Genomic DNA, 12,591 nt, shown 5'->3' with positions numbered 1-12,591 from the left:
CTACTCCCTTGGCTTCTGTACTACTTACCGGCCACTGATGTGGTCGGTATCGGGTGCCATTGAATTGACGCCCTGGCGGCCGCGCATCGAGGCCTGCCGTGCGCTCTCGCGGCCAGCGAGCAGGAACGCTGTCGCGCCGCCGGCGGCGACCTTCGCGGAACCCCGCGCCACTGATCCGGTGCCCCGGCCGAGAGCTGCAGCACCACCGCGCAGGGACTGAGCCGCCTTGCCGGACGGGGTGCCCGCCCGGTCATCGGCCTGCATCTCACCCAAGGTGCGGGTTTCAGGTGCCGCTTCGCTGCCGGATTCCTGGCCGGCAGAACCCTGCCGGGCAGCTGCACCGGCACCGCGCTGACCACCGGCACCAACACCGGCACCAACAGCGGCACCAACAGCGGACATACCGCCGCCGGGACCGCTCATGCCGGGCCGGGAAGACCCGCCCGGGTGGCTGCTCCCGCCGGAACCGGACTGGCTCTGCGCTGTCCGGCGTTTGCGGATCATTGAACTCATGGCAGCGCCAGCGCCGGCGACCATGGCTGCGCCAGCGATCGACGGGCGGTTAGCCCCCAGGCCTGTGGCCGAGGACGGCAGGATCGGGACGAACTTGAACAACAGGGCCGGCGAGAACGCCAGCACCAGCATGGCCGCGGCCGCAGTGAATACCGAGGATGCGTTGATCAGGGCGTCATCCGTTCCCTCGCCCTGAAACGCGGGACGGCTGCTGATGAAACTGAACAAAGCCCCCATCAGCAAAAGGATCAGCGGCTTGGACAAGGCAATACCGAGCCACAGTGACCCGGTCTTAGCCACGCGGGCGCGGTACTGCGGGTGGATCATGAAACCGATCATCAGCGCCAGACCCACACCCAGCAGATACAGTGCGAGCGGCTGGAGGGCAAAGAGCCCCAGCAGCGCCCACGCCCCAACGAACAACAACCCGAACAGAAGCACTGCCGCCAACGGGCCGAACACGCCGTTCGACTCATAAGAGGCGAACCGGGAAATCGTCGTGGCGAAATCCATGATTTGATTCGACGTCCACGGACTGATGGCGCCCGTGAGGTCCGTCAACCAGCTATTGCCCACATACGCCAGAGCCGGACCGAAGATCGCCAAGAGGATCGACAGCGGGCCGAACCAGAACAACGACTGCCGCACCGTATCGAAGTCGATCTTCTCGTCCGAAAGATCCTTGAACAGCTTGAAATACATCAACGCCAGGAGCACGATCCCGATCCCGGAGAAGATCCCCCACATGTCCCGGAACGCGTCATCAACCTGAAACGAGGAGACCTTCAAGAGGTTCATCAGAACCTCATTCGTGGCTGTGACGCCGGCCTCCTTGGTCGAGTTGGCGAACTTCTCAAACCCGTCTTTGGCGTTGGCAATGAAAGCCACAGTGTCCACTGCACCCAGCACGAACTGACCGCCAGGCTGCGTAGCAACCGCGGTCCGAAGCACAACCCCAGCAATCGGGGCGAGGCGGTCCCACGCGACTCCGGCAATGCAGACACCCGTAGTCAGCCCAGGTACCCCTTCCTTGCTTAGCGCAGAACAAAACTGGCCCTTTTGCGCTGCAGGGTTGTAATCCAAAGACTGTTCAGGGGTTGTCAGAAAGCTAATAAATGCCCGAGTGGACTTGCCTTCGCAGTCCTGCCCGATCATCGTTGCACTCATCGGATTGGGTTGGCAGACGCCCTTAGCGAGTTCTTGGTTCAGACGGTCCCGGATGCCGTCCCGTTCAGCGGGCGGCAACCCGGCCAGGCGTTTCATCTGATCAGCATTCAGCTTCTCGGATGCGCTCACGTCGTCCGCTGCCTGGGCAGCTCCCGCGGTGACGACTCCAAAGCCAAGGAACAAGGCCAGGAACACGGCCACCAGCCGCAGGCGCGTGCTAACGCGTAGCGTTCGCATATTCGACCCACCCTTCCTTGCTCAGGTCCTTGAAATACCGCGCCATCAAGGCGTCATCGAAAGTCGGGATTTTGCCGGTGGGTGTTCCTCCCACGCCGCCCGAGGGGCCTTCGTCTTTCAACCGTTGCTGGAGCTCGGTGTCCTCGGTGCGGGGCAGTGCGTTTGAGATTTTCCAGTCGCCATTCCATGTAAGTTCCATGGTTTTAGTGCCGAAAAATGCCTCGGGCAGGGTTTTTCCGACCCCGAGCCCGCCGAAGAACACTTGTACCACCGCAGCCTTCTTGGGTTCGCATGAAACCATTCGGAAAAGTCCGCCCGCCTGGACGTTAGTCTGATCGACCCAGCCCCCCTCAAAGCTAGGAACGGTCCCTTTCGCTGCCGCGTCAGCAGAGTAATCGCCCAATAGGGTTGCATCCTTGATCCAGGGACCAGTGATAGCCAGGGAGTTCAATGTGGCCTTCTGCTTTTCCCAGGTCATGGAATTCACGTCGCGTAATATCGGCGTGTAGTTGGCTGCTGCCTGGGCAGCGGAATCGCACGTGCCGCTGTACCCGATGGGAGTTTTGCTGTCGCCGGCGGTTTTCGTGCCACCTTCCCCGATGTTGATCTTGGAGACGGGGAAGCCTAACTTGCCGGCAACCATGCCGTTATCGGTACCCGACTGTGTAGCCTGGTCAGTTGGCCGGAGATTGATGAGCACCACGGCTATCGCCACGATAATCAGCACGGCGGCGATGGCCGCGAGGGCTTTCCAGTTCTTTTTCATGAGTCGCATTCCATTCAGTGTCGGAAGTTCCGTGCGAGTTGGAGGCCCATTAATGGGCTCCAGTGCTCTGGTTAGGCTCCTGCTGCGCCTGCGACGGCGAGGAATGCTCCGATGAGGACGCTGGCGCCGGCGACGCAGCCGAAGGCGATACCGCTGCGCTTGGCGCCTGTTGCGCCGTCGGAGATGTCGTCCACGCGGCCGTCCTTACGCGCGATGCCCCACTTTGCGAGGTTCCAGATGAACGCTGCCGTGACTCCCAGCAGTGCCAACGCCCACAGGCCGCCCATGACGAGCTGAATTGCGCCTTTGAACTGGACGCCGAACACGTCAATGCTGGGAGTGACACCGTCCAAGGGGTTTTCCGGGGCGGCGGCGATGGTGATTTTGGTCAGGATGTTGCTGAGCATGATGAGTGGTCCTATCGGTTGGTGGTGGAGTGGTTGTCTACCTCGAGCAGGCCGGCGGCGATTTCGGCCGTGGCGCGTTCGAAGGCGCGGCGGGCAGGATCACCGACCAGCTGCCAGTCGATGATCGAGCCGGTGTCCAGGGCACCGTCGTAGGGAATGTCGATGATCGTCCGGACAGCGGAACCGAGCTTTTCGCGCAGGTCCGCCTGCTCTGCGGCCGAGACTTTGGCCCCGCCGCCTTGGGTGACAATGACCACGGCGTTATCGACCAGGTTCTTGTAGTGCGGGTTCCCGGTGCGTTCGGTCATGGATTCGAGCTGCTCGATCATGCGAAGAGCGGAGACAACGGCATTGCGTTTGAGGGTTGTGGGGATCACGAGCTGGTCCGTGACCTCGATGGAAGCGAGCCAGTTTGCGGAGCGGGTGTTGTTGCCCGTATCCACAATGATCGTGTCGTAAAACCGGCTGACCACGGTGTGGATCCGGTTGAACTCATCCGCTCCGATGGATTTCATCCGGTCCGGGTCCTCGTCCGAGGCCAGGACGGAGAACTGGTTCTTGCCCTGATGCCGCGTGTAGTAGGTGAAGTCACCCTTGCGTGCGGAGATGGTTTCGAACTTCGCCAACACATTCAGCAGATCCCACACGGTGCGGGTGGACTCGTTCGCGTTGGTCCGGACGCCAAGGGTGCCCATCATTTCGTTGATATCCCAGACGATGGCGTGCTGGCCCGAGTGGATCCCGAAGGTGGAGCCGATCCCGACGCTGCAGGTGGTCTTACCGACCCCGCCCAAGGGCTGGGCGACCATGATCTGCATCGGGCGCGAGTACACGCGCTGGATCGCGGACAGGTCCGTCCGGCGTGCCAGCTCGGCCGCGCCGACCTTGGGCTTGACCAGGCCGAAGGTGATCGCCCGGAGAAACGCCTGCCAGCCGGTAGCCGGCGGAAGCTGATCGTTGACGTTCTCCTTCCGCAGCACCGATGCGCTGCGGCGGCCACTGACCAGCGGACCGTGCACGCCCTCGGCTGCGGACTGTCCTGGCTCTCTGGACGGCTGGACGGGCACAGCAGTGGCCTCCGTGGCAGGTACGGCGCTGATCACAGGCTCAGGAGCCTCTTGCGTGCTGTCCTCAGACGCCGGCTCTGTTGGATCGAGAAGGCTGATAGGGGCGCGGGACTTTCGCTCCGCGCCTGACCAGTTGGTACTCATGAGTTCTTCCTTTCACTCGTGGTGTGCTGACTTCGGGAAACATGTGTGGGCGGGAGGAACCGTGCGTCCTGGAACAGAACCGGGCCGGGCCCGCCATCCCTTGGGGCTGCTGTGCTGGTGGATGTCTCGGGCTGGGCCAGCGGGTCCGTGAACAGCGGTGCTGTGCCGAACTCGTCAAGGCTCACGCCGTGGTGCCCGTTCACTGGCTGGCCTTTGAGCTGATCGAGGTCACAAGCCAGGGATCGTCCTGGCCAACGCGGTGCAGCATCATGTCCCAGGGGCCGTCGTTGGTGTAGAAGGAGGCCGTGACAGTCATTGGGTTCTCTGCCTCGCGGCTGATCGAGGGACCATCCGTGATCGTGGAGAACGGCACCCGGGCCGGGTCGATGTACTTGGCATCCTCCGCGTAGGCAGCAGCCAGCAACGGCTCCAGTTCGGAAAACCACTGCGTCTCCGGGACAACCGGGCGGGCGAAGAGCTTCATGGCCTTCGCCGCGGCCTCTTTGACCTTGACGTCGGAGTTGGCATCCCAGGTGACATTGGGGCCGTGATAGTGCTCGGTGGCGTGGCCGTCGTCGGCCGAGTGCTCCGCCTTTTCGTTTCCCCCGTCCGCGGAGGCGATCTCTGACGCTGAAGGGGTCGTGCTGGCAGTGTTGGAGGCAGGTTCCCCGGCGCAGGCCGCCAGCAGGAGCGTGGTGGCCATCAGGGCCGGAGCGAGTACGAGTTTCCGCATCAGAGGATGCCTTTCTCTTTGAGGATCGGTGTCGGATCGATGGTGGCGTTGATCGGGATCATCGGATTCGGGAGTGCACCCGCGTAGAACTCCATGTGCAGGTGACGGCCGGAGACGTTTCCCGTCGCGCCCTCAGTTCCGAGCGGAGTTCCGGCAGCAACGGTGTCGCCTTCCTTGACCTTCAAGGAGCCGGCTTCCATGTGATACATGCCGATAGTGAGTTTGCCGTCGAGGGTCTGGCCCGTGACGCCCGTCCCGAACATGCCTTCAAGATTCCGGATCTTGACGATTTTCATATCCGTGATGGCCAGGATCGTTCCGGCCTGTCCGGGGGTGGAGAAGTCGATCCCGTAGTGGAAATTGGCCAGCACTCCCCCGGCAGTGCCCGGAGGTGCCGGCCGGGGGCCGTAGCCACTGGTCATCACCGCATCCGGAAGAGCCTTGACCCACTTACCGGCAAGATCCCCAACGATCTGGTTGCCCTCACCCGGGCAGACACCGGACGGATCAACCATGGCAGCTGCTTCCCCACCCAGCGCCTTGACGATTTCCGTAGCCTTGGCACGGAACTGCGTGTAGTGGTTCGGGTCAGCGTTCCGCTGCGTGCGGTTGATCGCAATCGTTGGCTCGAGCGACTCCCAACCCTCCACCCTCTGCAACGCCTTGAAGAAAAGTGCCGAGGACTTGGCAGGATCCATCCGGTCCGCGTAGGGGCCCCACGAGTCCCGCTGCTGGAACAAACCACGCGAATCCGGGCCGGCACTGTCGCCGAAATCAATGACACGCAACGTGGACTCACCAATGGCAGCCTGCACACCGATCAGCTGAGCCGCCACAGGCAACCCAAGATCCGAGGCGGCCTTCATGATCGCTGCCGCGTTCTTCATCTGCGCCGCATCGAACCCAGCCACCGAACTGCCCGGAACAGGCTGGACCGTTGACACCGCGGAAGTCCCCGGCGCGGCACACGAAGCAGCAGCCTGGGCAGGCGTTCCGCCGTCATCCAGAACGACAACAACGAAACCCAGCGACAGCACCGCAGCCGAAACTACGGTGGCAACAACACGAAGAGCCGGCACTACGACAAATCCCGCGAAGGCAAACGCGCCCAGGAATCGGCCATCCACAAGGGGCCTGCTGCCTCGACCGTCAAAACCACGGCAGGGTGACGGATACGGAAGACCACCCCGGGACGGCGGTCCTCAAAGATGTCAGCAGCGTCATCTCGGGTGATCAGGCCGACCATCACCAGCTCCTTGAGTAAACCCTCCAAGGAGTCGCCCAGCCCTGTACGGCGGGCAAGTTCCGCCTTATAGGTAACGCAAGCAGCGCGGCCCTCAACAAACTCGCGCTCATCCATCAATTCCAGAAGTTCGCTCAGTACCCGCACCTGCCCGACAGGGGCGTCCAGTTCAGCCACCCAGGACCGGAAGACCTCACGTTCCTGGATCGCCCGTTCACGCAAAGCGCCGTCCATCTGCCACGACGTACCGAACGGCAATAAACTCTTCAAAATCTGCCCCTCCCCCTTGGACATCGTTTCCACAGCCACCAGCTGCATTGACAAATTCCATTCGGTGGACCAACAGGCCATTGTCCACACGTTGAGCCGAAATCGCTTGTCACACGGCCATTCTGTGTCATCGGTCACTGCTATCTGTGCTCTTGTTTGTGCAATAGTTAAGACACTATCTGAAAAGAACATTAAATGTCGCCTTCTCGACGGTGTGTGGAAATCGAAAGAAATGAGATTATGAATGAATGCCCCGATACCTACGCCCTCAGAGCGCCTTGCCAAGGGATGTAGAAATGGCTATTGAGTCGTTCGGCACGATGTTCTCCCGCGCAATACTGCGCCACCTGTCCATCAAGGGACCAACGGGGGCAGTGGAGCTTGCGCGCGAACTGGGCACCGACCCGAATACCGCCAGACGGACACTGAGGAACCTTGAGGCCGCGCAGCTCGTGGAAGCGAATCTTCCAGTAGGTGAAAGGCGGGGGCGAACGGTAGCGTTCTCCGTCAACGCCGAACGCCTGGACAGCCTCCTCATTGCTTTGAAGGACTACCTTTCAGGGCGTTAAACGTTCTTTGACTGCGACACGCCGCCCGATAATCGTTTCTGTAATCGAAAATTAAGACACGATGGGCACATGACAACACTCACAAGACGTGCCATGGGGAGGCCTTCAAAGGGCTCTCGGCACACGTTTACTGTGAAGCCGGACATCGAGCGGGCCGCAAAGCTTGCCGAGGCTCTGGATATCCTCGGTACAGACGGCGTCACGCTGCTGACACCGGTTGTTACTGCCTTTATCGACTCCCTGGACCTAGACCAGCTAAGAAGCCACCAGGAGGCCTTGCCTATGGCACAGGCCGGTTAAACGAGGAAGGCCCCGCTGTTAGCGGGGCCGGTGCCTCTGAAGTTTGTCGTCCAGATCATGTTCTTGGCGGGACCCGATCTGAACTTTATTCAACACCCACCCTGTGGGTGGACTTTTTCGTACCCTTCCACAAGTGAAAGGAACTTGGTCACTATCGTACAGCCAGTCTTGGCTGGGTCAACATCCGTTGCACCCAACATTCGTGTCCGTGTCGCGCCGGCGCCGGTTTCGGCTCCTGGGGCGGTGTGGTCGGCATTGGCCCCCCTTCTCGCGGGCCAACCGCGGGTGCGCCTGTCCCGTGATGGCGGTAAGTCGTATCCTCAGAAGCATGAACGGGACCTGACCGGGACTCTCCCCTCGTTCCCGTCCGCGGTGCGTATTTTCGGGAAGGACGGCACGTGCGCTGCGATCTTCCTTGACTTTGACTCATCCGTTGCCGGCGTTGACCTGGTCACGTCCGAGGTCAGGGCGGTGACGTCCTGGCTGGGTCGCTGCGGTGCGCGATGGATCGAGGACTACTCCCCCAACGGTGGCCGCCACGTGTACATCCCGCTGCAGGAGCGGGTTACGTTCTCGCAGGCGCGTGATCTTGTCGAAGCCCTGGGCACCCGGTACCGGAGCTTGGACAAGACCCCGCACCAAAACTTGTTGCACGGCTGCATGCGTGTTCCTGGGTCCCCGCACAAGCGCGGTGGCCACCAGGAACTGGCCATGAGCCTGAACGCCGCCTACGACATCGCCCGGCGTCCGAACGCCGTATCGGTGTGGAACACCATGAACGTTGAGCTGGCCAGGGAGATCTCCGCGGTCCGGGCCCTACGCCTGGAACAACCCCTCACAGTCCTGCCGGCACTGGAGGAACGCTCACAGCAGGTTCTTCAGGGCACGGGCCGGATGTCCCGACCCATGCTGCAGCTGGCGATGACAGGGCTGTACGACGTCAACAGGTATCCCACTGACTCCGAGGCCCGCCAGGCCGTCCTGGCCGGCGCCGCGGCCGCCGGCCTCTCCGTCACCGACGTGCAGCGCCGCATGCTGCAGGGCCACTGGCCAGGACTGGCCTCCTTCTACGTCCGCTACCCCTCCCGGCACAGGGCAAAGGCCCTGAAAGATGACTGGGCCAACGCAGTCGCGTACGTGCAAAAAACCCGTACCAGCCAGGACGGGAAGAACAATGCCCGCAAAAACCCCACAAGCCAGCCATCTACACAGGGGGGAGGGTTTACAGGGTCTGCGGTCTCGTTAACTCCGGATGCTGAACACCGGTTCATCCGGACCTGGCGCAACGCGCTCAGGTTGAAGGAACCCCGGTACGAGGACTCCAGGAACGGGCTGGCCAGAAGAATGATCTTGCGTGCACTTGGTGAGGCCGCGCATATGACGGCATCTCGTTTCGTGGAGTTCGGTGTCCGGTCCGTTGCCGTGGCCACCGGACTGGACCACACGACTGTTGCCACGCATCTGCGGGCGTTGAGGTCAGAATCTGAGGCGTTGGTGACGCTGGTGGAGAGTGGCAGGGGAACCAAAGGAGATCAGTACATGCTGACCATTCCCGAGGACGTGAAGCCGGCTGCCGAGGACCTGTCTTGGCGTAAAGGCAAGATCCATGCCCTGCGCCCGGTATTCCGGGAACTCGGGCTGCCGGCGGCGTTCGCCTATGAGGCGTTGGAACACTCGTCGGTGCCGTTGCGGAGCGTGGATCTTATCCGGGCCAGCGGGCTCTCCAGAACGGCCCTGGGTGAGGCCTTGGAGGTCCTGGCCGCGTGGAACCTGATCACCCGGGGCAAGGACCTTGCTTGGTCGATCGTGTCCGCGGCGTCGTTGAAGGACCTCGCTGAGCGGTTCGGTGTCTTGGAAGCCGTTGTCGTGCAGCTGAAGAAATACGAGCACGACCGCACCATCTGGAAAGAATGGCTCACCAAACGCGCCCACACCGTCGCCGAGCTCCTCTCCCCCACCGATGATTACCCCTGGGAAGAATTCGAAGGACCACCGGATGACTCGACCCTCGCCCACATGGCCTTCACAGCAACCGGATAGCAACAACGATGTGGCCGCACGGGACCCCGGCGGCTTCGCTACGCTTGAGAACAGTGGTTGCCGTGGACCAAACGACTTGAGCATGCGCCGGCACGGCAACCACTACCATGCTGCTAGTCAAATGGTGCTGGTGAAGTGTGCAGGGGCTGTTGGGCCTATGCCGGGGTGACTTGTGAAAAAGTCGAATATCAGACGCTAGCAATCCTGGATCCGAGCACTGACCTGCGTCTGGGTTCTCCCAACGGTTGGGCTGCAAGACACACGAACGAGACACCCTGACCTCTTGGTACGACCAAGCGCTGCGCTACTAGGCGGTGCCGTTTACCGCTGCCGCCGTGCCGAACATGCCTACTCCAAGGAGCAGCATTACCAGCAGCACCCAGCCGGTGATCATGAGACCGTTGAGAATGACACCGGTGACGGCCATGCCTTTGCCTGCCGGTTCTTTCTTGAGGCCGATGAGCCCGAGAATCAGACCAAGAAGCGGCACGAGAAATGTCCAGCCGAAGAAGATTGATACGAGGCCAAGGACCATGCTGGCCACACTCATCCCCTTGGGCGGTGACTGTACAAACATAGGTGTCTGGACATAGACCGGCGGTGTGTGGGGCGTGTTTGGCTGGTAGTGGTTTGGGTGGCTCATGGCTCAGGATCCTTCTGATAGGGCGCGGCTGGCCTACGGCTGGCAGTCAGGTGGGTACTTCTGGCCGATCCTGACACTACTGGAGTACCGGCAGGTTTGGTCGCACGTGAGCTGAGGGCCAGGGCGGGTGCCAGTGATGGCGCTGTCCTGGCGAAGGTCATAACCGGAGTGGGCTTCACGGTAGCAGCCAGGCACAGCAAGACTCGGAACAGGACCCGGTTTTGACGGGTCTCGCGCGCAGCATGCTGCCGCCTGAGGGAGGTGAATGATGCCACTTCGCAACCTCTGCGAGTAAGCCATACTTCGTTTTCACTGCATCTCGTACTCTTTATCTACTACTTGGAGACTGCGTTTTTACTGCGATTTATAGCGCACGCTTAGTGTGTGCACTTAGTGCGTAGTAGCTATACATTTACTGGTCTTCTGTACTTGCATGTGCTTTGCACTTGTGTTTCGTTTGGTGGTCGCTGTAGGGCAATTTCAATGGTCACATACTTGTGGAGCGCTAGCTAAGCTAGCGCGAATAAGGTGCGATGCTAATGTGCCATTACTTTGTTTCAACTGCATAGCTACTGATTAACTAGTGCAAAGTAAGTGCACTAGTGCTGTGCTTCGACACGACAGTAAATATGCCGCTGCACTGCACCGGTCGCACTTAGGATGTGCACTATGGATACGGCAACTACCTCGCACACGTTGTCGCCCGCCGTTCAACTGGCGTCGCGACGCACCATCTGCATCTCCAATGGCAAAGGCGGCGTCGGCAAGACGACCGTGACCACCAATCTCGCTGCTCTTCTCGCTGAAGCCGGTTACAAGGTGCTCGTCGTCGACCTGGACTCCCAGGGCGACACGTCTACCAACCTGGGCATCATCAACGATGACCGGTACGATCGCGGTGAAGCACTGGACATTGCAGTCCGGTACGACAAGATCCCAGTGCCAATCAAGGATGTGCGGCCGGGCCTGGATGTCCTGGCCGGCGGCAACCACACAGCGCAGCTCATGGACACCTTCCAGGGAGATGCATCCCGCCAGGGCAAGATGCGTGGGGGAGTGGCACGGACCTTGGCAAAGATTGCCCCGAACTACGACATCGTCCTGATCGACACCCCGCCATCAGAGGCCGGTTGGACCGCCATTGAGGAAGCGATGTTGGCCTCCCGTTGGATTCTTGCGCCCGTGAAGCCTGAGCCGAAGTCTATTCGCGGCCTTGAGTCACTGGCCCGTCGCATCCTTAGTGTCCAGAATGACAATCCAGCAGTGTCGCTGCTCGGGGTCATCCTCTTTGGCATTCCCACTAACGCTAGGAACGTGGACAAACAGGCCCGCACACTGCTCGAGGAGTCCCTGGACGGCATCGCGCCCGTGTTCGAAGGCAGTATCCGAGACGTTGTTGCAGCTGACGCAGACGCCAGCTTCCGTGGTCTCGCTGCACACGAGCTGGCCGCCAGGGCAGCGACTCAGTCACCGTTCTGGGAGCGGCTGCGTAACAAGGGGAAGAGCTCGGATGAACCCCGCATCGCGCAGTCGGCAGGCAACCTGGCCGAGGATTACATGCGACTGACCGAGCAGATCGTCCAGGAGCTCCAAGCCCAGGAGGAAGTGCTTGACGAGAGTCTTGAGGTAGCCGCCAAATGAGCCTGCCCTCCAGCCCGGGAAAGATGGATCTCAGCGCCCTCAGCGGCCTTAAAAAGCGTGTGCTGCAACCTGTGCCTGCCGCAGTTGAAGAGGCTCCAGTCGAGCACTTTCTCGAAACAACGCCTGAGCCTGCACCTGAAACACTTGAAGCCCCGGCGGTGCTCGTGGCTGCGTCGGAGCCTGCGCCTGAGGGTGCGGATCCTGCTGAAGCACCAGCATCGAATACGCCTGTAGCGGCTTCACCGGCACAGGCAGTGGACCGGTTGGCGCCAGCTTTCGATGTCACAGCCCCGGTCAAGATCGAACCCGCCGAAGAGGAACATTCCGGTCACGTCACTCTCTACCTTCCCAAGGACCTGAACCAGTGGCTGGGGGAGCACCATGACAGCACAGGGATCTCGTATCCGGGAATTGTCTTGAACGCGATCAGCTGGGTCGCAGCCGAGAATCGGTTCGGACAGATTTTTGCTCCGAATGACAGCCAGATTCCCGCCAATGACATCTTTGGGCGGGCGCCTGCTATACCCAAACTTCCTCGTGGTTCAGTCGAGCCGGAGACCAGGCCGCTGCGATTCCGCAGAGACCACATGCGGGTGATCATCAGTCTGGCTCGCACGTGGACGGCTGATAACAGGAACGCGTTCTTCGTTGGAGTTCTCACCGCTTATAGGGGTCACCAGAACAAGGAGTAACGGTCCGGTGCAGCATCGGTCGCGAACCGACCATGAGGCTTAGATTGCAGCGTCCCCAGTCGCTCGGGGTGTCGATGTCAGAAACGACCCTTTGATACCAATCCGCGGCAAGGACTGTCTAATCCGGTACTAAGCACCGGATTAGACAGTCAGAACTCA

The 12,591-nt window shown here is 61.0% G+C and carries 13 protein-coding genes; 5 read left to right on the top strand and 8 right to left on the bottom strand.

Annotated elements, in window-relative coordinates; genetic code table 11:
• Window positions 1-24 precede the first annotated feature (24 nt).
• The 7 genes from MUN23_RS22965 to MUN23_RS22935 all read right to left on the bottom strand — a co-directional run bounded on the left by MUN23_RS22965 (window position 25) and on the right by MUN23_RS22935 (window position 6,739).
• Window positions 25-1,401, bottom strand: a complete 1,377-nt coding sequence (locus tag MUN23_RS22965; protein ID WP_248761376.1) for a hypothetical protein — start codon at window positions 1,399-1,401, stop codon at window positions 25-27.
• 496 nt (window positions 1,402-1,897) lie between these two features.
• On the bottom strand, window positions 1,898-2,683 hold the full coding sequence (locus MUN23_RS22960) for a hypothetical protein (protein WP_248761375.1): 786 nt from the start codon (window positions 2,681-2,683) through the stop codon (window positions 1,898-1,900).
• Window positions 2,684-2,754: 71 nt separating this feature from the next.
• On the bottom strand, window positions 2,755-3,090 hold the full coding sequence (locus MUN23_RS22955; protein ID WP_056343120.1) for a hypothetical protein: 336 nt from the start codon (window positions 3,088-3,090) through the stop codon (window positions 2,755-2,757).
• 11 nt (window positions 3,091-3,101) lie between these two features.
• On the bottom strand, window positions 3,102-4,301 hold the full coding sequence (locus MUN23_RS22950) for an AAA family ATPase (protein WP_248761374.1): 1,200 nt from the start codon (window positions 4,299-4,301) through the stop codon (window positions 3,102-3,104).
• 199 nt (window positions 4,302-4,500) lie between these two features.
• The gene (locus MUN23_RS22945) at window positions 4,501-5,034 is read right to left on the bottom strand and encodes a hypothetical protein (RefSeq protein ID WP_248761373.1); all 534 of its coding nucleotides are present in this window, start codon (window positions 5,032-5,034) and stop codon (window positions 4,501-4,503) included.
• Window positions 5,034-6,161: a M23 family metallopeptidase gene (locus MUN23_RS22940; protein WP_248761372.1), complete on the bottom strand. Its 1,128-nt coding sequence runs from the start codon at window positions 6,159-6,161 to the stop codon at window positions 5,034-5,036. Before MUN23_RS22940 ends, MUN23_RS22945 begins: the two co-directional genes overlap by 1 nt.
• The gene (locus MUN23_RS22935; protein ID WP_248761371.1) at window positions 6,113-6,739 is read right to left on the bottom strand and encodes a hypothetical protein; all 627 of its coding nucleotides are present in this window, start codon (window positions 6,737-6,739) and stop codon (window positions 6,113-6,115) included. The genes MUN23_RS22940 and MUN23_RS22935 overlap by 49 nt, the downstream gene beginning before the upstream one ends.
• Window positions 6,740-6,843: 104 nt before the next feature.
• Here MUN23_RS22935 and MUN23_RS22930 point away from each other — a divergent pair, with 104 nt between their 5' ends.
• From MUN23_RS22930 to MUN23_RS22920, 3 genes are all read left to right on the top strand, one after another.
• The gene (locus MUN23_RS22930) at window positions 6,844-7,116 is read left to right on the top strand and encodes a helix-turn-helix domain-containing protein (protein WP_248761370.1); all 273 of its coding nucleotides are present in this window, start codon (window positions 6,844-6,846) and stop codon (window positions 7,114-7,116) included.
• Between the two features lie 69 nt (window positions 7,117-7,185).
• A complete protein-coding gene (locus tag MUN23_RS22925) occupies window positions 7,186-7,416 on the top strand; it encodes a hypothetical protein (protein WP_193343118.1) in 231 nt (76 codons plus the stop codon).
• Window positions 7,417-7,788: 372 nt separating this feature from the next.
• Complete coding sequence (locus MUN23_RS22920) at window positions 7,789-9,456, top strand: MarR family transcriptional regulator (RefSeq protein WP_371875955.1); 1,668 nt, start codon at window positions 7,789-7,791, stop codon at window positions 9,454-9,456.
• A gap of 307 nt (window positions 9,457-9,763) precedes the next feature.
• Here the strand turns inward: MUN23_RS22920 and MUN23_RS22915 are convergent, their stop codons facing one another.
• Window positions 9,764-10,099: a DUF4190 domain-containing protein gene (locus tag MUN23_RS22915; RefSeq protein WP_248761368.1), complete on the bottom strand. Its 336-nt coding sequence runs from the start codon at window positions 10,097-10,099 to the stop codon at window positions 9,764-9,766.
• Between the two features lie 669 nt (window positions 10,100-10,768).
• Between MUN23_RS22915 and MUN23_RS22910 the strand changes: the two genes are divergently transcribed.
• A complete protein-coding gene (locus MUN23_RS22910) occupies window positions 10,769-11,740 on the top strand; it encodes a ParA family protein (protein ID WP_248761367.1) in 972 nt (323 codons plus the stop codon).
• Window positions 11,737-12,432 carry a hypothetical protein gene (locus tag MUN23_RS22905; protein WP_248761366.1) on the top strand — a complete coding sequence of 232 codons (696 nt, stop codon included), beginning with the start codon at window positions 11,737-11,739 and terminating at the stop codon, window positions 12,430-12,432. The genes MUN23_RS22910 and MUN23_RS22905 overlap by 4 nt, the downstream gene beginning before the upstream one ends.
• The last annotated feature ends 159 nt before the right edge of the window (window positions 12,433-12,591 follow it).

The organism is Pseudarthrobacter sp. SSS035, assembly GCF_023273875.1.
Classification (GTDB): Bacteria; Actinomycetota; Actinomycetes; order Actinomycetales; family Micrococcaceae; genus Arthrobacter.
This window is presented reverse-complemented; position numbering and strand designations above follow the sequence as displayed.

What these genes read in the sequence shown, in the direction of transcription:
- MUN23_RS22960 (WP_248761375.1), bottom strand. Translation starts at nt 2,683, where the DNA reads ATGAAAAAGAACTGGAAAGCCCTCGCGGCCATCGCCGCCGTGCTGATT.
- MUN23_RS22955 (WP_056343120.1), bottom strand. Translation starts at nt 3,090, where the DNA reads ATGCTCAGCAACATCCTGACCAAAATCACCATCGCCGCCGCCCCGGAA.
- MUN23_RS22950 (WP_248761374.1), bottom strand. Translation starts at nt 4,301, where the DNA reads ATGAGTACCAACTGGTCAGGCGCGGAGCGAAAGTCCCGCGCCCCTATC.
- MUN23_RS22945 (WP_248761373.1), bottom strand. Translation starts at nt 5,034, where the DNA reads ATGCGGAAACTCGTACTCGCTCCGGCCCTGATGGCCACCACGCTCCTG.
- MUN23_RS22935 (WP_248761371.1), bottom strand. Translation starts at nt 6,739, where the DNA reads ATGTTCTTTTCAGATAGTGTCTTAACTATTGCACAAACAAGAGCACAG.
- MUN23_RS22930 (WP_248761370.1), top strand. Translation starts at nt 6,844, where the DNA reads ATGGCTATTGAGTCGTTCGGCACGATGTTCTCCCGCGCAATACTGCGC.
- MUN23_RS22925 (WP_193343118.1), top strand. Translation starts at nt 7,186, where the DNA reads ATGACAACACTCACAAGACGTGCCATGGGGAGGCCTTCAAAGGGCTCT.
- MUN23_RS22915 (WP_248761368.1), bottom strand. Translation starts at nt 10,099, where the DNA reads ATGAGCCACCCAAACCACTACCAGCCAAACACGCCCCACACACCGCCG.
- MUN23_RS22910 (WP_248761367.1), top strand. Translation starts at nt 10,769, where the DNA reads ATGGATACGGCAACTACCTCGCACACGTTGTCGCCCGCCGTTCAACTG.
- MUN23_RS22905 (WP_248761366.1), top strand. Translation starts at nt 11,737, where the DNA reads ATGAGCCTGCCCTCCAGCCCGGGAAAGATGGATCTCAGCGCCCTCAGC.